A 21,937-nucleotide genomic window follows, 5' to 3' on the forward strand; every position below is an offset into this window, starting at 1 on the left:
AACTAACTCTGCTGCTCGGTCATGGTTGCATAACCCATTTTGTTAATCGCTCTCTATAACTAGGCCAAGCCAACAATGCGTACTAACTCAGCTGTGCGCGTGGCATACCCCATCTCGTTATCATACCAAGCATAAATTTTTACCATTTTACCGCCCACGACCATAGTCGATAACGCGTCAACAATCGTTGACCTTTGGTCGCCTTTATAATCAATCGAGACCAATGGCCGCGTTTCAAAGCCAAGAATGCCCTTTAACTCACCTTCCGCGGCTTGCTGTAATAAAGCATTTACCTGCTCAGGCGTTGTCTCTTGTTTAACTTGGAAAATAATATCTGTTAATGAAGCATTAGCTAATGGTACCCGCACCGCATGGCCATCAATTTTTCCTGCTAATTCAGGAAAAATTTCCACAATCGCTTTCGCGGATCCTGTCGTTGTTGGGATCAAGCTAACACCACATGCCCGAGCACGGCGTAAATCTTTATGGGGAGCATCCAATATGGTTTGCGTATTAGTCAGGTTATGTATGGTAGTAAAAGAAGCGTTTTCGATGCCTAGCTGCTCATGAATAACCTTAACTACGGGAGCAATACAGTTAGTAGTACAAGATGCTGCCGTCACAATGCGGTGCACATCTGGGTTAAATACTTGCTCGTTTACCCCCACCACAATATTGGCAACGGCATTGTCCTTCACCGGCGCAGACACCACCACACGTTTAACACCTTGCGCCAAGTATTGGTTTAAAAAACGAACATCACGATGAACCCCTGTGGCCTCAATCACCACATCACAACCAGACCAATCAACGGCTGTTATATCCTGCTGTTGCGTTGCTTTTATCGTCTGCCCATCTACCACTAAAGCATCTTCTTTAACGGTGACAGGGTGGTGCCATCGCCCTTGGATTGAATCAAACTCTAATAGATGTGCATGTGTCGCGGCATCTCCAGCGACATCATTTATTTGCACAAATTCTAATTCAGGCCAGTCGAAAGCAGCGCGAAGTGCCAAACGTCCAATACGGCCAAATCCATTAATTCCAACTTTAATCGCCATTGCTTAATTCCCTTTTAGTCACAGCACACATTCGCTGAGTTCAATTTTGTCGTATCAAGGTGATAGCTTTTTGACAGCGCATCACTCGTAATTAACTGTTGGAGTAAATCACAAAACCAAAGGGGTAAATCTATTGCTAGTTGGTAATAAACCCACTGCCCTTTACGCTCTGTGGTCAACACTCCACTTTGACGCAATAATGCCAAGTGACGTGAAATTTTCGGCTGACTTAATTGCAAAGCCTCGGTTAATTCACAAACGCACATTTTTTTCTGCTGAAAAATCAATAATGTGCAACTGAGTCGAGTTTCATCGGCAAGTAATTTTAAATATTCATGCTCTAACATACGAATATCCATATATAAAGATGAAAGAAAAATAACAAACAAAACCTATCACTGCAATCTCCACCATAAGACACAACGCAACCTTAATAAAAAATTCACAATAAGTTCGCCAACATATAAAAAATAAGTCAACAAACGGCGCTGTCCGTGCAAACTGTTACCGCTACTCTATGCTTAAAAAATCAGCCATCGATGGGTCAAGGGATCATGCATCTAAGTATTATTCAGCGAACTATTGCTGGCTTTATCCTAATGTTTATTCTCCTCGCCATTTTGGGCGGCATTAGTTATTTAAACACCAAGCAAATAAATTTAAGTTTGAAAACAGTCACCGAGGAAACCACTCCTTTACTAATTTCCAATGCCGATCTCAAAGGTGCACTGCTGAAAAATAATCGCAGCTTACTCGAATATCGTACTACCTACGAAACCGCCGATCTCAGCATTCATCAGGAGCAATTTAATAAAGAAAAGAACCAATTTGAGCAAATTAGCCAACAGCTCAGTAGCAGCAAAGCCTTAGATCCAAGTATTCAAAGTAGCTTTAACGAAGTGCAAACTGCCGCCAGTAACTATTTTGGTTTAGCTGAACAAATATTATCTGAACACAGAGATTTACTAGAAACACTTAACGCTTTATCTGCTTTGCGAGACGATTTTGTCAAACAGGAAGATAACTTTCAGCAAGCAACGTTATTGTTACTAGGTGAAACTGCCAGTAAACGCTCACAACGTAATAAAGCAGAACGTGTAACCAGCGGCATCGCTCGTGATTTAAAAGAAATACGTCGCGCGGGAATCAAAACAGACCTGACGGCACTACAAAAAGCCCTTTCTGCAGATATAGAGAAAGCCTTGTCTGGGGCGAAAAAAATAAAGGTGGATGAAGGTGTCATCATACGCTTTAACAGCGCAGTCAATAAACTTCGGGATATCAGTATTTCTGAACAAGGCTTACTACCCTTAATGCTGAAACAGCAAAAACTAGAAACAAACATAGTCAGACTCACCGAGCAAGCAAATCAACAAATGGCTCAAGTGGAGCAACTACTGACCAGTTTCACAGCACAAGCACAAACAGAGTCCGAAGCAGCAAAGAGCTCAGCAGACAAAGCAGTTAAAACTGCGGTCTTTTACATTGTTATCGTGACACTCATCTCAGCTGCGGTAGCCGCTATTATCGGCTTTACCATTGCGCGCAGCATTCACAAACCACTGTCATTGATTACCCCAGTACTAAAAGTGATGGCTGAGGGCAATATGACACAAAGGGTCGATTATCAATCCAGTGATGAGTTTGGCACCTTGTCTGAGTCCCTAAATACCCTAGTAGATAGTATGGCTGATGTACTCAGTAAAATTAACCAAGGCTCTGTGCAACTCGTTCAAGAGGCCAATAACGCTGCAGAAATAAGCGATCGCACGATGGCACGAGTTGCCGACCAAAAAAACCAGACTGATCAAGTTGCCACTGCCATATCAGAGATGGAAGTCAGTGTTGGTGAAGTATTCCGTTCAACCGAAAATACCTTATCAGAAGTCACCCTTGCTAACGAAGATACCGACACGGGTCGCGAGCTGGTCGCCAAAAATCGTCAGTTGACTGAACAGCTAGCCAATTCAATCAATGAGGCAGTAAGCATCACACAGAAACTAGAAGAGTTCAGCGCGAATATAGGCAGTATTCTCGATGTTATCCGTGGCATCGCCGAACAAACTAACCTACTTGCATTGAATGCTGCCATCGAAGCCGCTCGAGCCGGTGAGCAAGGCCGTGGCTTTGCGGTAGTTGCTGACGAAGTACGTACCCTCGCCACCCGTACGCAGCAATCAACTATTGAAATTCAAGCCATGATCGAAAACCTACAAAAAAGTTCTCGTCAAGTTGCTAATGTGATGCATCAAAGCCAAGATCAAACTAACCACTGTGTTGACCAAACGCGTCTCACCGATGAAGCCCTGCAAGCAGTCGCTACGCGAATGGAGGCCATCAAAGAAATGAGTGTTCATGTCGCCCAAGCCACTGAAGAACAAATAGCCGTCAGCCAAGACATAGCTAAAAATATTAACGGTATCACCGAAGTTGCGCTCGAAACCGAGCGAGAAGCCAGCGATTCAGCTCGGATCAGTGAAGTCTTAGCGCAATTGATTGAACAGCAACAAACCTTGATCCGACGCTTCAAAGTTTAATCTGCCCCTCATTCTATTCAGTAACCAGTAATGAGGATATGTTAATCAACCCAAAAAGGGGTTCGTAATGAAGTTAAAAACCTTGCCTTATGCTATTGGCGCATCCATTTTGTTATCGGCCTCCATTGCCCATGCCGGTAATATTTCAATAGAGAGCTGGCGTGAAGATGCAGCTATTTGGAACGATGTCATCATTCCAGCATTTAACGCTAAACACCCAGATATAAAAGTCACCTTCGTTCACACCAATGCCACTGACTACAATGACACCCTTAATAAAAAATTAGCCGATGGGAGTGCGGGAGACTTAATCACTTGTCGCCCATTCGACGATTCACTGAAACTATTCCAAGCCGGATATTTAACCGATATAACCGAGCTAGACGGTATGGGAAATTTTCCAAATTTTGCCAAAGCCGCATGGCAAACAGATAATGGTGCACAATCATTTTGCTTACCAATGGCATCGGTGATCCACGGTTTCTTTTACAATAAAACCATCTTTAAAGAACTAGGGCTAACGCCACCCAAAACCAATGCTGAATTTTATTCAGCATTGGATAAAGTAAAAGCCAGCGGTAAATACACACCGATAGCCATGGGCACCAATGATAAATGGGAAGCCGCCACCATGGGCTTTCAAAATATAGGCCCTAACTATTGGAAAGGTGAGGACGGCCGCCTAGCTGTTATCGACGGCGATGAAAAACTCAATGCACCGCAATACGTAAAAGTATTTGAACAACTTGCGAAGTGGGGTCCCTATATGGGTGAGGGCTATCAAACTCGTACCTATAATGACGCCATCGCGATGTTTGGTGATCAAAAGGCCGCTATTTACCCTGCAGGCTCATGGGATATAGCCGCTTTTAATACTAAGTTAGATCTTGGTGTATTTATGCCACCGGTAGAGAACACGGATGACGAATGTTACATCAGTGACCATACCGACATAGGTGTCGGTATTAACGCCAAAAGTGCCAATAAGAAGGACGCTGAAACCTTCTTAAAATGGATGACAACAGGAGAATTCGCCGCTATTTATACTAATGCGCTACCTGGCTTCTTCTCGTTATCAAATCATTTCATTGATGTTGACGACCCGACCGCAAAAGCCATGATAGCGTGGCGTGATACTTGTGATTCAACCATTCGTAACTCATACCAAATTTTAAATCGCGGTGAACCTAGCTTGGAGCTAGAAATTTGGGAAACCAGTGTTGGTGTAATCAATGGCACCATGACCCCAAAAGATGCAGCCGACCGGTTACAAAAAGGCATGGACACTTGGTATAAACCTGGCGAATAACCTTTACCGCTGCATATCTACTCTTTATTAAGTCAGGCTCTGCCTGGCTTTTTTGTTAGCCATACCTCACCATTTTATTTCACTAGCAATGCCCGTAAAATAGAAATTTTTGACTAAAAAAGATTCAATACCTAGTGATTTAACTACAGAGTTATATAATAATTAGTTATCTAAATCTGTTTATTAATTACTTTTTAGACTTATATATAACAAAAATAACCGAAACTAGACAAAGAGGCTGCAAATCATGACTACACGCTTTTCTCGCGCACTGGCTATTACCTTGGCCGCCCTAAGCTTTATCACCGCACCTGCTTTTGCCCAGGACACCATCAAAGTGGGCATGTCAGGCCGCTACTTCCCGTTTACCTTTGTGCAAAAGGATGTACTGCAAGGGTTTGAAGTTGATGTTTGGAATGAAATCGGTAAACGCGCTGATTTAAAAGTAGAATTTAAAACTGCTAACTTTTCAGGCCTATTTGGTATGTTAGAAGCTGGCCATATTGATACTATTTCAAATCAAATCACCATCACTGATGAACGTTTAGCTAAGTATGACTTTGCCCAAGCTTACGTGATTGATGGCGCACAAATAGTGGTGAAAAAAGGCCGTACGGATATTCAAGGCATTGACGATCTAAAAGGCAAAAAAGTCGCGGTAAATTTAGGCAGCAACTTCGAGCAACTTTTACGCAAAGCGGATCCAAACAAAGAAATTAACATCATCACTTATGATGCCGGCTTTGAACAAGATGTCGTTCTTGGTCGCACTGATGCATTTGTGATGGATCGGGTATCATCTGCTCAACTGATTAAAAAATCGGGCTTACCACTCGAGCTAGCTGGCGAACCATTTGAAACCATCAAAAATGCGATGCCTTTTATCAAATCAGATGAAAACAAGGCGCTAATTACACGTGTCAACACAGCATTAACTAGCATGCGAGAAGACGGAAGCCTAAGCCAAATTTCGCAAAAATGGTTTAATGCTGACATCACTAAATAAAGGGAACTGAGCAGTTGAACTTTGATTTTATTTACACACTAGAACTATTTCCAATACTGCTAAAGTACTTGGGCGTAACCATGCAGATGGCGTTACTTGGTTTCGTATTTGCGTTGATTATTGCCTTATGTGTAGCCGTTATCCGTGTTTTTTCTGTGCCTGTATTGAATCAAGCTTCAATTGTATTCATTTCTTTTTTTCGTGGCACACCACTACTAGTACAATTATTTTTGCTCTACTACGGTTTGCCACAATTGATGCCATGGCTCGTCGGCATGGACGCATTTACTGCTGCGGTGATTGGCTTATCGCTGCATTTTTCTGCTTACATGGCAGAGAGTATTCGCGCGGCTATCTTGGGTGTCGACCGCAGCCAAATGGAAGCCAGCTTAAGTATTGGAATGACCAAGCTACAGGCCATGCGTCGCATTATTTTGCCACAAGCGGCCCGTGTGGCGTCCCCATCGCTGATGAATTACTTTATCGACATGATCAAAAGTACTTCACTCGCGTTTACCCTCGGGGTGGCAGAAATAATGTCGAAAGCACAAATGGAAGCCTCTTCTAGCTTTAAATTTTTCGAAAGTTTTGTTGCCGTAGCCATTGTTTACTGGGTTGTCGTCGTGATCTTCACGCAACTACAACATCGCCTAGAAACGCATCTTAACCGGGCATATGTAAAATGATCAAAGTAACTAACCTGAGTAAAAAGTTTGGCGAACTAGCCGTACTAAAAGGCATTGATTTTGAGGTTAAGCAAGGTGAAATCGTGGTCATTATTGGGCCATCAGGCACAGGTAAATCAACCTTATTACGTTGTTTAAATTACCTTGAAACCCCGACTACTGGCATCATTAATATTGGGCCAGTTAAGGTTGATGTAGCGCACGCCAACAATAAAAGTATCACCCAATTGCGCCAACAAAGTAGCTTCGTATTTCAAAACTATGCACTTTTTGCTAACAAAACGGCATTAGAAAACGTCGCCGAAGGGCTGCTCACTGTTTGGAAAGAGCCAAAACAGCAAGCCTTTGCCACCAGTAAAAAAATTCTCGAACAAGTGGGCTTAGGCGATAAAATAAATCATTACCCTGTGCAGTTATCAGGCGGTCAACAACAACGAGTAGGCATTGCTCGAGCCATGGCAGCCAAAGGCGAGGTCATCTTATTTGACGAGCCCACTTCCGCCCTCGATCCAGAATGGGTAGATGAAGTCTTAGCAGTGATGAAACAACTGGCGCAAGGACAACAAACCATGATAGTGGTCACCCATGAAATGCAGTTTGCCCGTGAAATAGCCGATAAAATTATCTTTATGGAAGATGGCCATATCGTTGAACAAGGCAGCGCCGAGCAAATGTTTACGGCACCGAAAAGCGAACGCACTCGAGCTTTTTTAGCACGCGCCACCAAGTAAGCGTTAGGCAATAAAAAAGAGTCTGATATGCTAGGCAGTATGCGCCTTTCTCGACTGCACCAAACTCACTATCGCAACGGGCCTGATTATCGCAATCAGGCCGATGTTAGTTTTCAAGACATTCAGCATGCCTTTGCTTTTTCTACCATTAAAATCGGTCGCTGGGTCAGCAAAGAAGAGCAGCAAATTGCTGCCAACTTAATTTTTGATGCCCTATTCGATTTAGCCACTATTTTAAACCTACCCAGCCAAGCCCTAGGCCTTAAGGGTCAACTAAACTTGGCTTTTGGTACCGGCGGCCAAGCAGGCGTGCAAGCCCACTACGCCCCTTATAGTCGCACCTTAGCCTTAGCTAAAAATGCTGGCGCGGGCGCCCTTGCCCATGAGTTTTGGCATGCCTTTGACCACTACATCACAGACAAAGTCTTTACCCCTCCCCACTATAAGTTTGCTTCAGATACTTGGTTGAATAAAAATACATTAATTGCACATCCATTAAACCAAGCGCTAGCACAATGCTTTAAGATTGTGTTGCTGTCTGAATCAGGCCAAGCAGCATCAGCCTACACTCAGGCTGCCATAGCCTTAGACAAGCAACTTAACCAGCTCTACTACAGCCGTCCAACAGAGCTAATGGCGCGCGCGTTTGAAGCCTTTGTACAAGATCACAGTTCGATCACCAATCGTTATTTGGTTGCAGGCACACAACAGACCGAGCTAGCCAAGGCCGGAATCTATCCCCTTGCTCAACACCGGGAAGCGATTGCTCAGGAGTTTAAACTCTACTTTTATCAACTGGGATTTGCGCTTAAGAAATCGAGCCAGTAGGCAATAAGCAAAGAAGATGAAGCTGAACTCAAATAGATAAATCCCCTACCTAAGCTCAATAAAGCTCGATCAATTTGTTCTTTTCCGGAATAGCTGTTTTATAGGGTTGCACACGCCAAATAGCGCCATGAGGTTTATTGCCCTTATAGTCACTGCACTGCAGCGAAGGCTCGTGGTAATTTGCTTGCGGCAACAGCAACGGCCGCCCCTGCTCCTTCGCAGCTAACACCATCCACACTACGTCTCGACGAAAACGTAGCTGGCAAATTAAAAAGCCCTCAACACGACTTTGCACCGAGACCACTAAGCCTTCTTCCTCCCGTGTTTTTTTCAAATAAACCTGATCTTTCGAGTAAATGGCAGCTGCCACCGAGCAAGAAAACACAATAGGAAAAAGCAATAAATATCGCATCAAAGTTCACCCAATAATGAAGCAGACCTGAAGTAACCTCTATTAATATAATCAACCTCAGTCCGTTTTAAGGTAGTCGCAGCCAGATAAAGCATGTTTTACGGCAAAATTTCGTTTTCAGAGATGAAAATGTAAAGCTTATAAGGACATATTCACCGCGTTTTTGCAGGAAAATATACTATCTTCGCTTATCCAAGATTCGGGTTAGGTAATTAAAGCACAGTAATAAGCTTATTTTTTGCAGGGATGCCGTAACGATAAGGCTGCACTCGCCACATATTACCCGGCGCTTTTTTCCCTTGGTAAGGCTTACATGCAAAAGAGCCATCATAGTATTGGGCATTTGGCAAAAGCAAAGGCCGGCTTTGGCTTTGCGCGCCCAGCACCAACCAAACCTTATCCTGTAAGTATCGCACATGGCAAAGTAGTAAATAATCTGAACGACTTTGAATAGAAACAATGACGCCTCGGGGATCAAAGCTCTTAGTAAAAGATGCTTGATCACTACTGAACGTCATCGCCACACTCGTGTGCGTAAATAAAAACAGAATAAAAATATAACGCCACATTAACTAACCGCGCTCTGAGCAAAAATAAAAGGGCCTATTAATAGGCCCTTTTAAGTTTAGCTATCTGACTAGAAAAGTCGATTAATCATCAAGACTCATAACAGAAACGCCAGTCGCGGCTGCAGGATCATCAATCGCCACCAACGTCGTTAACGTACCTGCCGCTAATGGCAGCTCAGCGGGACCAATTGCAATGGTAGATGCATCACCCGCTGGCGTAATCATCACATAAGCAGTGCCTGGCATAACCGATAACACAGTGCTATCACCCTTGTAAGGGATGTTTTTCAAAATAACATCGTCATCACTTGGGCTAGCATCGGCACTAAGGTAAATATCAACATTGCCCGCCATCGTTGACGCATGAATGGCACGTAGCTGTGCTTCGGTAGCAACACGACGAGTTTTATCTGTCACCACAAACAACTCATCGTTGTCTGCATTGTCACCGAGATTACCAATTGCCATGGCGGTATAAGTCATGCCCGCGGCCAACGTTGCTCCCTTCAAGCCTAGCGCATCTACAACAGTAACGGGATCGCTACCATTTACGCTCACCGCAAAATCATAATCGCCAGCTGCAACAGGCATGTAATCAGTCTTGGCTTTGTAAGCCAAATTATAAAGCGGGCTACCCATTGCAGGAGCTGTGCCATTGACCCAAACATCCACCGCAGGCGCATCGGAGATGGTATGGACTACGCGAATGTCGGCGCCAGTGTTCACATCTTTAACCACCACAGGGCCAGTACCTGAATCGATTAATAGGTTGACAGGTGATTCACCCGCATCTGTATTTTTTACCGCTGCAACCACCCAGTCAGAGCCTGCAGCTAGGTTTACCGCACCCGAGTCAAAATAAACGACGTTTGGGTCGTCAAATTTAGCTAAGCGAACTTGGTAAGTGCCCGCCGGCACTTCAACAGCCTCAGTATTGGCTTTATAAGAAACATCATCGGCAAATGGAGTGGCCGCTGATAAGTCCGCATTTGGTGCAGTAATAAAAATATCAACTATTGGCGCATCGGGTGCAGCATGAATCGCCTGAACACGTGCGCCTTCAGGCGTCAAAGCAGCACGAGAAATAATGGCAGGCCCAAATTCTGCAGCATCCCCACTACCAATTAACGCGGCCTTACCTAATGCAACCACGTTATATTCCATGTCCTTGGCAAGATCGAGTGTTGTCTCAGGGATCACCGTCAAGGTTTTCCCATCAGGTAAAATAGCATCCACTCGTACGGTATGAGAGCCTGCGGCTACCTTTATTGCGCCTGATGTTTGTTGATAATCAACCCCTTCTAATGCTGGCTTACCATCTAACCAAACATTAACTTTTGGAGCATCCGCAGCTGCATGTAAAACGCGCAGATATGAGTTCTCAGCCATTACCACAGGATCATCATCGTCAATACAAGCGCTTAAACTAGCCGCAATCACTGATGTTAAAAGAATTTTGCTAAATTTTTTCATGCCACATTTCCTTAGCGTTTGTTTGTATTAATTTATTTAGCTGTGTTAACACATGGAAGTACCATTCATCCGTGAATGTTTCTGTTCTTCCTAAGCCTCTACGCCATCAATTCACAAACTGATCACAAATAAATACAAACACACAACAATTGCGGTTGAGCTCACGTGTAAAACTCAAGTAACAGCAATCCACCTTGTCAACATTGGAAAAAATGAGCCATGCTTAATACAAGCAAGGCCACGAGCATTGAGAATGAAGTATCTATTATGTGGGCTATGGCTGCTAAGCCAGACGCTTTGGGCTGTTACGATTGAAGTGGTGACAGAAGAATACCCGCCCTATAATTATTTAGAGCAGGGGCAAGTCAAAGGAATTAGCACCGCCATTGTAGCAGCCACCTTAGAGCGAGCCGAATATGACTATAAAATCACCATTTTACCTTGGTCTCGCGCCTATCACCAAACTCAAAAAAATCCAAACACCCTAATTTACAGTATCAGCAGGTCACAACAAAGAGAGCCTTACTTTCATTGGATCGGCGTGATTGCCGATATCCAGTATCACTTTTTTACCCTTTCTTCCCGCCAAGATATCCAACCCTTTAACCAGTTGAAAGAGGCTAAAAAATTTAATATTGGCAGTACCAGAGACGATCACGTCGAGCAGTTTTTGGTATTACAAGGCTTTAAAAAACTACAACGCAATAACAGCCATGAAGCAAACTTAGAGAAATTATTGATGGATCGTATCGACCTTTGGCCAGTAGCGAAAGAAACAGCTTCTTATTACTTACACAAAAGAGCCTTAGACTTAAGCAACGAACTTAAAATCGTATATACAATCAAAGATTTTAGTGATAACAAACTCTATATTGCGATGGGTTTGCAAACCGATATTGAAATTGTAAAAAAAATTCGTAAAGCGCTCAACGAGATCAAGCAAGATGGCACTTACGACAAGTTAATCAAAGAATATTAACATCAACATAAAAACCATAAAACACAACTAAAACAAATGCTTATCATAATCTTAATGAAGTATGCTAATTCCTTGCCTAGGTGCAAATTTATTCAGTCTGGTATAAATAAATCTACAATAAACCAAATAGAAAATGCTAAGTTAGCGACAAAATAACAGTGAGCGAAAAGGAGGCTGCATGCCATTATCAATAAAGCGGCTAAATGATGGCGGAGTCATCATCCAAGCCACAGGAGTGATCAATGTGAATGATATTAGAGAAATAAAAAGCACTCTTTACACTGATAACCACAGTATAAAAAATATCCACTATCAGATTCTGGATTACAGCCAAGCCCAAGATCTTGATCTTTCTCATGAAGACATATGGAAAATGGCGTTACGCGACAAAGAAGCATTACAAATTAACCCGCACATGTTGATAGCCGTAATATCAGAAAAAGACGTTATTTATGGCTTATCACGTATGTGGAATGCCTATACCGAAACCACCCCGCTCAACACTGGTGTATTTCGCGACTTAGCCAATGCCGAAGAGTGGGTAATGCAAAGACAAATCTCACAAGCACTTAGTATCCGTTAGTCAGGCCAGCAGCAAAAATCACACTATGAATTTACCTCATGATTAAAACAAAAATTGTGAGATTGATTCAACTTAGCTTATGTAAAATACTATAGCCATCTAGACCAATCGGAATTAAAGCCTCATTAGATAGGCGCAGTAGATTCTGATTGGCATAAACGTCTAAACATACAGGACTACATTATGGCTTTATTATCTAACCTCGGTTATCCAAGAATTGGCGATCAACGCCAACTAAAACATGCGCTAGAAAGTTACTGGTCAGGACAATCAAGCCAAGCTGAATTAACAAAAGTTGGTCAGCAAATCCGCTTGCACAACTGGCAAGAGCAAGCGGCCGCAGGTATCGAGCAAGTCCCTGTTGGTGACTTTGCTTGGTACGACCACGTACTTACCCTTTCCGCTACTTTTGGCGTGATCCCAGCACGTCATCGCAACGCCGATAACAGTATAACCCTAGACACCTTGTTTGCCATGGCACGTGGCACCGATAACAGCGGCCAAGAACATGATCATAGCTGCTGTAACGGTCAGTCCGCGGCATGTGAAATGACAAAATGGTTTGATACCAACTATCACTATCTAGTGCCTGAATTTGAACAAAACCAACAGTTTAATATAAGTTACACACAGATACTTGATGAAACTAAAGAAGCACTTGCGGCAGGCTTTACGCCCAAACCAGTATTACTGGGTCCAATTTCTTACCTATGGTTAGGCAAAGCCCAAGGTGGCTTCAATAAGCTAGATTTACTCTCTAATTTACTGCCCGCATATCAAGATTTATTAGCGCAATTTAAGGCCCTTGGCGTTAACTGGGTACAGCTTGACGAGCCCGCACTGGTACTTGATTTACCACAAGACTGGCAAGCCGCTTATCAAACAGCATACCAAGCGCTTGAGCAAAACCGCCCTAACATTTTACTCGCCAGCTATTTTGATAGTTTGGCCGACAACCAAGCCTTAGCGCTGTCACTACCAGTTAATGGCTTACATCTAGATTTAGTGCGTGCCCCCGAGCAACTCAAACCCGTTTTACAAAATTGGCCAGCAGATTGGGTACTGTCGGCCGGCATCATTAATGGCCGTAATATTTGGAAAACCGATCTGCGCAGCGCTTTTAACAAACTTAAACCCGTGGCAGATCTACTCGGCAACAAACTCTGGCTGGCACCTTCTTGTAGTTTACTGCATAGTCCAGTGGATCTTGATTCAGAGCAGAAGCTCAGCGACGAGATCAAACCTTGGTTAGCCTTTGCGAAACAGAAGCTCCAAGAGTTACAGCAGCTAAAACAAATCATCGACGATCCGCAAGAGCCTGTCAGCCTTAGCTCATTAAGCCACAGCGATGAGATCGTGCAATTACGAGCCACATCACCATTAATCCATCGCGAAGAGGTAAAGCAACGCGTTGCCAATCTAACCAGCGCCGCCAGCCAGCGTTACAGCGACTTTGCTACGCGGATCAAGCAACAACAAGCTCATTTAAACTTGCCAGCTTACCCCACCACTACCATAGGATCATTTCCACAAACGGCAGATATTCGCCAAACCCGCAGCGCGTTTAAGCAAGGTAAAATCAAACAAGATCAATACATTCAAGCCATGCAAGCCGAAATCCGCCAAGTGGTTGCCGCGCAAGAAGCCTTGGATCTTGATGTCTTAGTTCACGGCGAGCCAGAGCGTAACGACATGGTGGAATATTTTGGTGAGCTACTCGACGGTTTTGCCTTCACCCAATACGGCTGGGTGCAAAGTTATGGCTCGCGCTGTGTTAAACCACCGATCATTTACGGTGACGTGAAACGTAGCCGCGACCTATCCGTCAGCTGGAGCGCCTTTGCGCAATCGTTAACTAAAAAACCAATGAAAGGCATGCTCACCGGCCCCATCACCATTTTATGTTGGAGTTTTAACCGCGACGACATCAGCCGTGAAGCCTGCGCCAAGCAAATTGCCCTAGCCATACGTGATGAAGTAGTAGCACTTGAAGACGCGGGTATTAAAGTGATTCAAATTGACGAGCCCGCCCTACGTGAAGGGCTGCCATTAAAAGAAGCGGCAAAAGTGCCTTATCTTGATTGGGCAACCGAGGCCTTTAGAATTAGTGCCAGCGGCGTAAAAGATGAAACACAAATTCATACCCATATGTGTTATTGCGAATTCAACGACATATTGCCGTCAATTGCTGCGATGGATGCTGACGTGATCACCATCGAAACCTCGCGCTCTAACATGGAATTACTGGACGCTTTTGAAGCCTTCCAATACCCAAATGACATCGGCCCAGGTGTTTACGACATTCATTCACCTAATGTGCCTGAGCAGACTTGGATAATTGATTTATTAAAGTCGGCGGCCGAAAAAATCGACCCAGAGCGTCTGTGGGTGAACCCAGACTGTGGCTTAAAAACACGTAATTGGCCTGAAACTAACGCCGCGTTAAAAAACATGGTGGACGCCGCGAAAACCCTTCGCGCCACATGTTAATTTACTCGCGCATTCGCTGAATAAATTTATCTCCCACTATAACCTCAGTGGGAGATTTATATTGCGAATACAATCTAAGGCTTAGGCACAAACCGCGCTATTTTATTATTGATGACCAAATAACAATCCATGCCTGCTGCCTGTGCCGCGGCCAAACCTGTTTTAGTATCTTCAAACACCACACACTGTTCGGGCTTTAAACCTATTTTCTGCGCGGCTAATAAAAAGGTATCAGGCTCAGGTTTATGTCGCTCAACATCATTAGCATTCACCACCACATCCACTAACGGCAATAAATCTAAGGTATTGAGAATAAACTCCGTGGTGCGAGCATCAGCTCCGGTGCCAATGGCTAACTTTTTTTGCCCCTGCAACTGCTGCAATAAAGCAAATGTTTCAGGAATCAGCTCAACTTGATGACGAATTTGATCAAAAAATTCTCGCTTACTAGCAACTAACGCTGACGGATCAAGGTTACGCTGCTGTTTAGCATTAATCAGCTCGGCAATACCATAGGTTGGTGTGCCACCTTGGTTGTACAGCCATTCTTTATCATATTCAAAATCAAACTTCTCCGCCGTCAATTGCCATGCTTTTAAATGCAATGGCATTGAGTCAACTAAAGTGCCATCCATATCGAAAATAATCCCTTGATAAGCATTTAAATTTACTTGCATTACGATACCTCGCTCATGACAAAATCATAAATATACGCGAACCCGATCAAAACTCACCACTTCATTTTTTTCTTTATATTTTAATCCACGCTAAGATGAGGCTTTTGCCTGGTAACAAACAACAATGCGCGAACAACTCACAAAATACATGAGTGAAAAAGGTAAAAAAACCTTACCCGCTTTCAGCGCCGCTTCAGGCACGCTCGGCACTGTTGCCGATGTTATGGAGCCGATTTCACCGTTTGCGCAATATCTGTATTTTATTTCCCTTGGCGCGTTACTCATTCTCTTTACGGGTGCTCTACTGGTCATAAAATGGCGTGAACTACTGGCTGCGCCTATCTTGTTTTTCATTATCTCAGCTAGCATCAACGGCGGGATCTACTACCTGCAAAGTCCTGAACAGCCGCAAGGGATATTAGCCACTCACATTGACTTATTTGCCAAGCTACAAGGAAGCCTAGGCATCATGGAAAAATCGTTAGCGCAAATAGATAAAAACACTCAAGATATTGCCAGCAGTAGCAAAGACATTGCTAAGCACACCGAAAATACCGCCAAAGCAGTGGAAAAACTTAACGACAACTTAGACAAAATAATAAAAGGCCAAAGCAGTGGCGGCATTCTTGCCGAGCCAAAAACAGCACAAGATTATTACCACAACGCGCGTTTATTTGAACTCAGCGGCGACTATCGTGGCGCACGCCAAGCCTATCTCAATTATTTCCGCTTTCAAGAAGACTATATAGATACCCATTTACGCTACCAATCTTTCCTAAAGATTCAGGAAGGAAGCTCAGGTGCACGAGAAATTTACGCCGAACAGTTTGCTGGGCAAAATAGCATTAGCGTACAATTTGCCCGATTAATGTTATTACCAATGGCACAGCGTCGCGAACGTTTAACTTCCTTCGTGGTACAACACTCTGATTATACACCGGCATGGTATGAGCTATCTCGCTTGGCTTCAGAACGACTCTTAGGCCAACAAACCAGCGCAGACAAGCTAGAAGAAAAACGCGCCTTAGAGCAAGTGATTACCTTGCACCAACAAGGGCAATGGGTTAAACACTATCTCGATCATGAACTGCTTAACAGTCAACTGGAAGACGTGAATACACGCAGCCAAGCCCTTGCGGTGATTTCAGAGCAAGGCTTAAAACAGTCATTAAGCTTTACCCCTTCGGTTAGCAACTCAGGGTTGCAAATAAACCTGCAATATACCGACACGCCAAAAGAAATTTTCTACAAGACTGTCGAAATGACTGATTATAAAAGTACCGGACAAAGTAATTGGAAAGATCCTCAAACCGGCCATACCTTACCGAACACTTTTATTATGCTGCCCACAAATACCTCATCACCACAAATTATCCAAGCCAAATACATCGATCTCAAAGGCAATGAAGTTGGCCCTTTTAACTACGCATTTAATGCCGAGCAACACGTAGCAATGGCGCAACGAGAAATGCTCAATATGACCAAAAACGCTTGGTTAATGCTACGAGACTTCAACGATGAAACCTTAGTCTACTTCTCACAGCTCGCGACCAGCCGTTGCGCTATTCAGCGTGTTCAATACTCGCTCGACAGCGACAAGCTAGATAAAGAGTTGGTGCTGCCACCTTGTAATACGAAACAGCCATTCAATATACCAGAAAGCTTTGCTGGCTATATTCGCGCCGACAAGGCCATTCAAACCGTCACGGTACAAGTCACCTTTTTTGATCAAACCCAATCCAGCATAGAAACCTATAGCAAATAATTGGCCAGCAATAAGGGAACCGTATGCAAGCTCGTCCACCACTGCGACGAGCAGCTCCTTACTGTTTCTAACAGAAAAGGCATTTTTTGATTGATTGCTTTGAAACGAGAGGAAAGCTCCGTTTTGCAACGTATTAGCCAGTTACACATTGCATAAAAAGTCAAAAATAAATAACATGACTTATTTATATCAAGGATATGTCTAATCCGATGCAAACCTCAGACCTAAACATTTCCACCAGCTTCGCTAGTGTGCTTGAAAAAAGCAACCAAGCGATCACTGAAATACGAGAAAAACAAACATCTCCGATTACCACTAAAGCAAGAAATCTAGCTTTTGTAGGCCTCATGGTTGCCGGATTTTTGTTCCTTGGCTTATTTTTATTACAAATAATTCAAGGTGTTGTTGCGCTATTCATTGCCGTTGGTGCCACACTAGCGCTATTTTATGGCCTTCGTTTTTTGAAATCTCTTGATCCATTAGTTAAACAAAAAACACAAAATTTTGTACTACAAAAGATGATTGCAGAGGCAAGAGAAAACAATACGCTACAACTCGACAACTTAGTATTAAGCTCGGCACAGCGCTTAAATCAAGCAAGGCAGTCACGAGACAAAATGGGTGGCTATGTAAAAAAGTTGCAAAGTAAATTAGCTCAATCCACCCCCGCCACTGACAATAATTACAACGTTAAAGCTGACATGCTTGAGAAAGTAGAAAATGCCTATCGAATCATATGCGCTAACGTTGACCGCGCGGCAACATTAAACAAAGCATTCGAGAAAAAAGTAGCCTCGTACAAAGACATGGCCGAATTTACCGATATTGTTGGTGAAGCCATGAATTTTGCGGCTGCGACGTCCGGCAACAAATTGGAAGAAATGCTTGGCTTAGAAGCATTTGCCGCCATCGAAGGTGAATTTCATCAAGCGATGGTCAGTATTGAAAATTCAGTCTCTGACTATGAGATCGACCAACAATAAAGGAGTAACGCGTTGAAGTCCCCAGAAGTCCGTAAATCGACATTGATCATGCAAATTATAGTGGGAGTTATTTTTGCAATTGTCGTTGTTATTGGTGTAATTGCGGGTATCGCGGGCTCATCGAGTAGCGACACCGACACACCAGACATCTACAACAGCCAATACGAAACAGAAAGCCCATTTTAGGAAAATATTAATGAGAAAATTAAAGAGTACTGCGTTTATCGCAATCACACTATTAGCAAGCTTATCTGTCCATGCGCAGACTGATGAAATCAAACTAGGTAGTGGGGGCCCAAAAGGCAACTATTTCTCGATGGCTAACGATATCGCTAACTATTGTAATGACAATTTATCTGATGCGTCCCTATCCGTACTCAACTCCGGTGGCTCGGTAGACAACCTGATGGGTATGGGTAACAAAATTTATTCTGTCGGTATAGTGCAAGAGGACGTGCTCAACTATCATGCCAAGCGCTCACCAAGAAAAGTGAATAAAAACCGTTTAAAAGTCATTTCTGGATTACATGAAGAAGCCATTCATTTATTAATTCCTAAAGATTACCAACCAGAAAGTGCTAAAAAAGGCTGGATAGATTCACTGTTTGAAGATAAAAAAGCACCAAAGATAAGCCTAAGTATGCTTAAAGATCAGAAAGTAGGCTCTTGGGGTGGATCGATAGTGTCGTCCGAAGCACTAAGTTACTTTTTTAAGTTAAACCTCAAAGTAATCGACATACCTGAAGACAAACGCGCTCAAGTCAATTTACCGCTCATTTTAGTCGGTGGTCATCCTTACAAACCTGTTGAAGAATTACTCCAATCTGGCCGCTATCACCTCGTATCACTCAACTATCATGAGATATCAGAACAAGCAGGCTTCTATTCAAAACAAGTCGTTAATTACCAAATAAATGGCAAAGTAACGGGTGTACCAACTGTTGGTGTTCGCGCTTTGTTACTGGGTAAATCATTTCGAAAAGCCAGCCGAAATACGCACATGAGCGAATTGGCAACCTGTATCAGTGACAACATTGCCGACCTTGCGGATGATCCGGACACTAACCCACTTTGGGCGTCGGTTTATGATTTCATCGAGGATGAAGGTCAAGTTGATTGGAGCTACTTTCCATTATTAGAAGAGACAGCTGCCACGACAAAACCGCAACAGCCAGCATACCAGCAGTCAGAAGATGAGCTATCAGAATAAGATGTTTCTCTGCTATCAAAAATAATAAAACGGTGGCCTAGGCCACCGTTTTTTATCTGATGTAATTGAGTTGAAGAAACTCAAAGTACAAGCAGGCGCTAAACAGCTTACGCTTTCAACAACCTTTCAACTAGATCACTCATCAATAGCGCAACTTCATGATTGTTAAGATCGATAGAATGACTATGGAGCGAGTAGCCATCAAAGTATGGCAACACCAAGGCGGCGGCTTTCAACGCGTTTTCTTTTGGGTAGGCCGACCAAAAACAACATAGCTGTTCAATTGTTTGACGTTGGTATCTCACTAAAAGCGCCTCAAGCTCAGGGTCACGTAACGCATATGCCCAAATCTCACGAAAAAATCGACAAGCATCGGTATGATCATCAAAGTGATTCAAACAAAACAAGAAAAATTCATAATTATCATACTGTTTGGATTTTGTAGTGACGGTTTTAAATTCATCGATCAAATTGGAACACAACTCAAAATAGTGTTCAACAATCGCACATACTAATACCTGCTTGTTCTTAAAATGGTGCTGCACATTACTTAGGCTGCGACCTGTTTGACTGGCCACTTTCCTCATCGTTAGCCCCTCTAAGCCTGAGCTCACCAGCAATTCTAAGGCGCTTTGAATGATTTGTGTTTTTGTGGTTACAGACTGATTCATAGCTATTCTGTCAGTTCCAAATAAGCCGCTAATATATCACGCTTGACACGGCTAGGTCTATCGACCTAACATAACTAGGTCAACCGACCCAGATTGTAATTCAGAGGTAATCATGAAAAAGGTTCTTATCCTTAACGCAAACCCAAAGAGAGAAAGCTTGAATAAGGCGATGGGTGAAGCCTATAAGGCCAGTATCATAGGTAAGCATGAAGTAGTCAGCGTCAATATTGGTGAGCTGGATTTCCAAGCAGATTTAACTGAAGGCTACGATAAAGTACAACCACTAGAGCCCGATCTTGAGCAACTACAGCTACATATTAGCTGGGCAGATCACATAGTGATTATCTCACCAGTTTGGTGGGGAAGCATGCCTGCGAAGTTCAAAGGAGCCATCGATCGCACTTTTTTGTCTGGCTTTGCATTTTCATATGAGGAAGGAAAGTCTATCCCGAAAAAGTTACTTAAAGGTAAAACCTCAGAGCTTATTTTTACCTTAGATACCCCGGTCTTTTGGTACAAGCTGGTGCAAGGGAATGTAATCTATAAGCACCTGAAACGTACCATTTTAGACTTTGTTGGTATTAAGACTGTTGCCACTCAATACTTTGGACCAGTGATTAGCTCTAAGCCAGAAGCACGAAATGCATGGCAAAACATCATCGCTCGTCAAGCTGCAAAGCTTTAAGCTGAGCCATTCGACATGCACTCACTTACATCTTCACAACAATCAAAAACCTAAGAGATATTCATGGAAACTATCTTAATTATCGGTGCCTCCGGCAGGATTGCCAGTGAACTTACTGCCTCACTGGATCGTTTTGACAATGTGCATCTAAAGCTCACCACCAGTCGAACAGAGGCTGTTCCTGAATTGCAAGCTCGATACCCACAAGCACAGGTTATCCTAGCAGACTGGCATGATAGCAACAGTTTAATTACAGCCTTTCAGGGAGTCGACCGTGTTGTGATGATCCCGCCAGATTTTGTACTAGATGAACCACTAGCAGTTCAAAACATTGTCGCTGCTTATAAAGCAAACCCAAGCATCAAACAACTTGTGCGTCTTATTGCCATACCTGAGGGCGCAACAATTGCCGATATGGACCCTGACTACATGAAAGTACCAGCTGGCACTGCTCTTCATTTGGTTGGCAAAGCATTGCTCGAACGCACCGATATGCCACTCACTTACTTAAATATGGTTGCATGGTTTACATCTAATATCCCTTGGTTTTTTGCCGATGACATTAAACAACAACAAAAGCTTCGCCTACCTGGGTTAGATGTTGCGCGAGCTTACCTTACCGAAGCGGACATGACAGATGCATTGGTGAAAGTCCTGACTGATGATGCCTGTATGCACATTAATAAACAGTACAACCTCACGAGTGAGAAGCGTTTTAGTTTCAATGATATAGCCAAACAAATTAGCACATTAGTGGATAAACCAATTCAATATGAGAATTCCGATCAGGGCCTAATCGAAAATGATCAAGCCTTTATCAGTGAATATATTCAACACGAAAGTAAAATTTGGCAGCGGTTTCCTGAACTATCAAAAAACCACATAACAGACCTAATAGGCCGCTCACCTATGGAATTACCCGAGTGGCTTGCCCAAAACAAACACTATTTTAACTAAGACCTGCTTATCTTTCGCAGCTAATTTTTGATCGAACTAACTTGGAGCGCGGCAAATCGTATGCTGCCTAGTCGCTCTACGCCAATTCAAATAATCAACAAAGAGTAAGTTGATAACAATATATACCCAATCAACTTGAAGATGCATGTTTCAAGCATCTCTAGGTTGATCGGGTATAAGCCATCCCTATCTCACCGCTCGTAACAAGATAGGGGCGGTTCTGTGATGTTTTAACTTGTTGGCCAGTGCAGAGCTTTCACATCGATATTCCCAGTTTTTTATCCTCTCCAGCAAAACGCTAAAAATAAACTATTTTTAAAGAGCA

The 21,937-nt window shown here is 43.2% G+C and carries 22 protein-coding genes; 15 read left to right on the plus strand and 7 right to left on the minus strand.

Annotated elements, in window-relative coordinates:
* Positions 1-59: 59 nt before the first annotated feature.
* The gene (locus tag K1M91_RS15445) at positions 60-1,061 is read right to left on the minus strand and encodes an ArsJ-associated glyceraldehyde-3-phosphate dehydrogenase (RefSeq protein WP_232803068.1); all 1,002 of its coding nucleotides are present in this window, start codon (positions 1,059-1,061) and stop codon (positions 60-62) included.
* A 14-nt stretch (positions 1,062-1,075) separates the two neighbouring features.
* Positions 1,076-1,408, minus strand: a complete 333-nt coding sequence (locus K1M91_RS15450) for a metalloregulator ArsR/SmtB family transcription factor (RefSeq protein WP_232803076.1) — start codon at positions 1,406-1,408, stop codon at positions 1,076-1,078.
* Between the two features lie 207 nt (positions 1,409-1,615).
* On the opposite strand from K1M91_RS15450, the gene K1M91_RS15455 reads away from it, so the two are divergent.
* The 6 genes from K1M91_RS15455 to K1M91_RS15480 all read left to right on the plus strand — a co-directional run bounded on the left by K1M91_RS15455 (position 1,616) and on the right by K1M91_RS15480 (position 8,158).
* Positions 1,616-3,598, plus strand: a complete 1,983-nt coding sequence (locus tag K1M91_RS15455) for a methyl-accepting chemotaxis protein (protein WP_232803078.1) — start codon at positions 1,616-1,618, stop codon at positions 3,596-3,598.
* A 67-nt stretch (positions 3,599-3,665) separates the two neighbouring features.
* Entirely contained in the window at positions 3,666-4,907 is a 1,242-nt protein-coding gene (locus tag K1M91_RS15460) for an ABC transporter substrate-binding protein (RefSeq protein WP_232803079.1), read from the plus strand.
* A gap of 247 nt (positions 4,908-5,154) precedes the next feature.
* Positions 5,155-5,913: an amino acid ABC transporter substrate-binding protein gene (locus K1M91_RS15465; RefSeq protein WP_232803080.1), complete on the plus strand. Its 759-nt coding sequence runs from the start codon at positions 5,155-5,157 to the stop codon at positions 5,911-5,913.
* 14 nt (positions 5,914-5,927) lie between these two features.
* A complete protein-coding gene (locus tag K1M91_RS15470) occupies positions 5,928-6,599 on the plus strand; it encodes an amino acid ABC transporter permease (RefSeq protein WP_232803082.1) in 672 nt (223 codons plus the stop codon).
* Positions 6,596-7,330: an amino acid ABC transporter ATP-binding protein gene (locus K1M91_RS15475; protein WP_232803084.1), complete on the plus strand. Its 735-nt coding sequence runs from the start codon at positions 6,596-6,598 to the stop codon at positions 7,328-7,330. The genes K1M91_RS15470 and K1M91_RS15475 overlap by 4 nt, the downstream gene beginning before the upstream one ends.
* Before the next feature lie 27 nt (positions 7,331-7,357).
* Positions 7,358-8,158: a CLCA_X family protein gene (locus K1M91_RS15480; protein ID WP_232803087.1), complete on the plus strand. Its 801-nt coding sequence runs from the start codon at positions 7,358-7,360 to the stop codon at positions 8,156-8,158.
* A gap of 55 nt (positions 8,159-8,213) precedes the next feature.
* Here K1M91_RS15480 and K1M91_RS15485 read toward each other — a convergent pair whose 3' ends face one another.
* The 3 genes from K1M91_RS15485 to K1M91_RS15495 form a co-directional block, all read right to left on the minus strand.
* Entirely contained in the window at positions 8,214-8,570 is a 357-nt protein-coding gene (locus tag K1M91_RS15485) for a hypothetical protein (protein WP_232803088.1), read from the minus strand.
* Between the two features lie 212 nt (positions 8,571-8,782).
* Positions 8,783-9,139 carry a hypothetical protein gene (locus K1M91_RS15490; protein WP_232803089.1) on the minus strand — a complete coding sequence of 119 codons (357 nt, stop codon included), beginning with the start codon at positions 9,137-9,139 and terminating at the stop codon, positions 8,783-8,785.
* Positions 9,140-9,220: 81 nt separating this feature from the next.
* The gene (locus K1M91_RS15495) at positions 9,221-10,612 is read right to left on the minus strand and encodes a DUF4397 domain-containing protein (RefSeq protein WP_232803090.1); all 1,392 of its coding nucleotides are present in this window, start codon (positions 10,610-10,612) and stop codon (positions 9,221-9,223) included.
* Positions 10,613-10,865: 253 nt separating this feature from the next.
* Here K1M91_RS15495 and K1M91_RS15500 point away from each other — a divergent pair, with 253 nt between their 5' ends.
* From K1M91_RS15500 to metE, 3 genes are all read left to right on the plus strand, one after another.
* Positions 10,866-11,591 (plus strand): transporter substrate-binding domain-containing protein, encoded by a 726-nt coding sequence (locus K1M91_RS15500; RefSeq protein ID WP_232803091.1) that lies wholly within the window; start codon positions 10,866-10,868, stop codon positions 11,589-11,591.
* Positions 11,592-11,769: 178 nt separating this feature from the next.
* A complete protein-coding gene (locus tag K1M91_RS15505) occupies positions 11,770-12,174 on the plus strand; it encodes a hypothetical protein (protein ID WP_232803092.1) in 405 nt (134 codons plus the stop codon).
* Between the two features lie 183 nt (positions 12,175-12,357).
* Entirely contained in the window at positions 12,358-14,664 is a 2,307-nt protein-coding gene (gene metE / locus K1M91_RS15510) for a 5-methyltetrahydropteroyltriglutamate--homocysteine S-methyltransferase (RefSeq protein WP_232803093.1), read from the plus strand.
* A gap of 74 nt (positions 14,665-14,738) precedes the next feature.
* Here the strand turns inward: metE and K1M91_RS15515 are convergent, their stop codons facing one another.
* Positions 14,739-15,341, minus strand: coding sequence for a beta-phosphoglucomutase family hydrolase (locus K1M91_RS15515; protein ID WP_232803094.1), 603 nt, complete (start codon positions 15,339-15,341; stop codon positions 14,739-14,741).
* A gap of 124 nt (positions 15,342-15,465) precedes the next feature.
* Here K1M91_RS15515 and K1M91_RS15520 point away from each other — a divergent pair, with 124 nt between their 5' ends.
* The 4 genes from K1M91_RS15520 to K1M91_RS15535 all read left to right on the plus strand — a co-directional run bounded on the left by K1M91_RS15520 (position 15,466) and on the right by K1M91_RS15535 (position 19,299).
* On the plus strand, positions 15,466-17,106 hold the full coding sequence (locus tag K1M91_RS15520) for a hypothetical protein (protein ID WP_232803095.1): 1,641 nt from the start codon (positions 15,466-15,468) through the stop codon (positions 17,104-17,106).
* Positions 17,107-17,303: 197 nt separating this feature from the next.
* The gene (locus K1M91_RS15525; RefSeq protein ID WP_232803096.1) at positions 17,304-18,089 is read left to right on the plus strand and encodes a hypothetical protein; all 786 of its coding nucleotides are present in this window, start codon (positions 17,304-17,306) and stop codon (positions 18,087-18,089) included.
* A 12-nt stretch (positions 18,090-18,101) separates the two neighbouring features.
* Positions 18,102-18,275: a hypothetical protein gene (locus K1M91_RS15530; RefSeq protein WP_232803099.1), complete on the plus strand. Its 174-nt coding sequence runs from the start codon at positions 18,102-18,104 to the stop codon at positions 18,273-18,275.
* A gap of 10 nt (positions 18,276-18,285) precedes the next feature.
* Positions 18,286-19,299: a TAXI family TRAP transporter solute-binding subunit gene (locus tag K1M91_RS15535; protein WP_232803101.1), complete on the plus strand. Its 1,014-nt coding sequence runs from the start codon at positions 18,286-18,288 to the stop codon at positions 19,297-19,299.
* A 107-nt stretch (positions 19,300-19,406) separates the two neighbouring features.
* Here K1M91_RS15535 and K1M91_RS15540 read toward each other — a convergent pair whose 3' ends face one another.
* Positions 19,407-19,970 carry a TetR/AcrR family transcriptional regulator gene (locus K1M91_RS15540; RefSeq protein ID WP_232803103.1) on the minus strand — a complete coding sequence of 188 codons (564 nt, stop codon included), beginning with the start codon at positions 19,968-19,970 and terminating at the stop codon, positions 19,407-19,409.
* Between the two features lie 112 nt (positions 19,971-20,082).
* Here K1M91_RS15540 and K1M91_RS15545 point away from each other — a divergent pair, with 112 nt between their 5' ends.
* Both K1M91_RS15545 and K1M91_RS15550 read left to right on the plus strand, forming a co-directional pair.
* Positions 20,083-20,655: an NAD(P)H-dependent oxidoreductase gene (locus K1M91_RS15545; protein WP_232803104.1), complete on the plus strand. Its 573-nt coding sequence runs from the start codon at positions 20,083-20,085 to the stop codon at positions 20,653-20,655.
* 63 nt (positions 20,656-20,718) lie between these two features.
* A complete protein-coding gene (locus K1M91_RS15550; RefSeq protein WP_232803105.1) occupies positions 20,719-21,612 on the plus strand; it encodes an NmrA family NAD(P)-binding protein in 894 nt (297 codons plus the stop codon).
* The last annotated feature ends 325 nt before the right edge of the window (positions 21,613-21,937 follow it).

It is taken from the genome of Motilimonas sp. E26 (genome assembly GCF_021278025.1).
GTDB lineage: Bacteria > Pseudomonadota > Gammaproteobacteria > Enterobacterales > CBDFNC01 > Motilimonas.

Bases quoted from the DNA above. Each gene is read 5' to 3' on its own strand.
- K1M91_RS15445 (WP_232803068.1), bottom strand. From the start codon at position 1,061: ATGGCGATTAAAGTTGGAATTAATGGATTTGGCCGTATTGGACGTTTG.
- K1M91_RS15450 (WP_232803076.1), bottom strand. From the start codon at position 1,408: ATGTTAGAGCATGAATATTTAAAATTACTTGCCGATGAAACTCGACTC.
- K1M91_RS15455 (WP_232803078.1), top strand. From the start codon at position 1,616: ATGCATCTAAGTATTATTCAGCGAACTATTGCTGGCTTTATCCTAATG.
- K1M91_RS15460 (WP_232803079.1), top strand. From the start codon at position 3,666: ATGAAGTTAAAAACCTTGCCTTATGCTATTGGCGCATCCATTTTGTTA.
- K1M91_RS15465 (WP_232803080.1), top strand. From the start codon at position 5,155: ATGACTACACGCTTTTCTCGCGCACTGGCTATTACCTTGGCCGCCCTA.
- K1M91_RS15475 (WP_232803084.1), top strand. From the start codon at position 6,596: ATGATCAAAGTAACTAACCTGAGTAAAAAGTTTGGCGAACTAGCCGTA.
- K1M91_RS15480 (WP_232803087.1), top strand. From the start codon at position 7,358: ATGCTAGGCAGTATGCGCCTTTCTCGACTGCACCAAACTCACTATCGC.
- K1M91_RS15485 (WP_232803088.1), bottom strand. From the start codon at position 8,570: ATGCGATATTTATTGCTTTTTCCTATTGTGTTTTCTTGCTCGGTGGCA.
- K1M91_RS15490 (WP_232803089.1), bottom strand. From the start codon at position 9,139: ATGTGGCGTTATATTTTTATTCTGTTTTTATTTACGCACACGAGTGTG.
- K1M91_RS15495 (WP_232803090.1), bottom strand. From the start codon at position 10,612: ATGAAAAAATTTAGCAAAATTCTTTTAACATCAGTGATTGCGGCTAGT.
- K1M91_RS15500 (WP_232803091.1), top strand. From the start codon at position 10,866: ATGAAGTATCTATTATGTGGGCTATGGCTGCTAAGCCAGACGCTTTGG.
- K1M91_RS15505 (WP_232803092.1), top strand. From the start codon at position 11,770: ATGCCATTATCAATAAAGCGGCTAAATGATGGCGGAGTCATCATCCAA.
- metE (WP_232803093.1), top strand. From the start codon at position 12,358: ATGGCTTTATTATCTAACCTCGGTTATCCAAGAATTGGCGATCAACGC.
- K1M91_RS15515 (WP_232803094.1), bottom strand. From the start codon at position 15,341: ATGCAAGTAAATTTAAATGCTTATCAAGGGATTATTTTCGATATGGAT.
- K1M91_RS15520 (WP_232803095.1), top strand. From the start codon at position 15,466: ATGCGCGAACAACTCACAAAATACATGAGTGAAAAAGGTAAAAAAACC.
- K1M91_RS15525 (WP_232803096.1), top strand. From the start codon at position 17,304: ATGTCTAATCCGATGCAAACCTCAGACCTAAACATTTCCACCAGCTTC.
- K1M91_RS15535 (WP_232803101.1), top strand. From the start codon at position 18,286: ATGAGAAAATTAAAGAGTACTGCGTTTATCGCAATCACACTATTAGCA.
- K1M91_RS15540 (WP_232803103.1), bottom strand. From the start codon at position 19,970: ATGAATCAGTCTGTAACCACAAAAACACAAATCATTCAAAGCGCCTTA.
- K1M91_RS15545 (WP_232803104.1), top strand. From the start codon at position 20,083: ATGAAAAAGGTTCTTATCCTTAACGCAAACCCAAAGAGAGAAAGCTTG.
- K1M91_RS15550 (WP_232803105.1), top strand. From the start codon at position 20,719: ATGGAAACTATCTTAATTATCGGTGCCTCCGGCAGGATTGCCAGTGAA.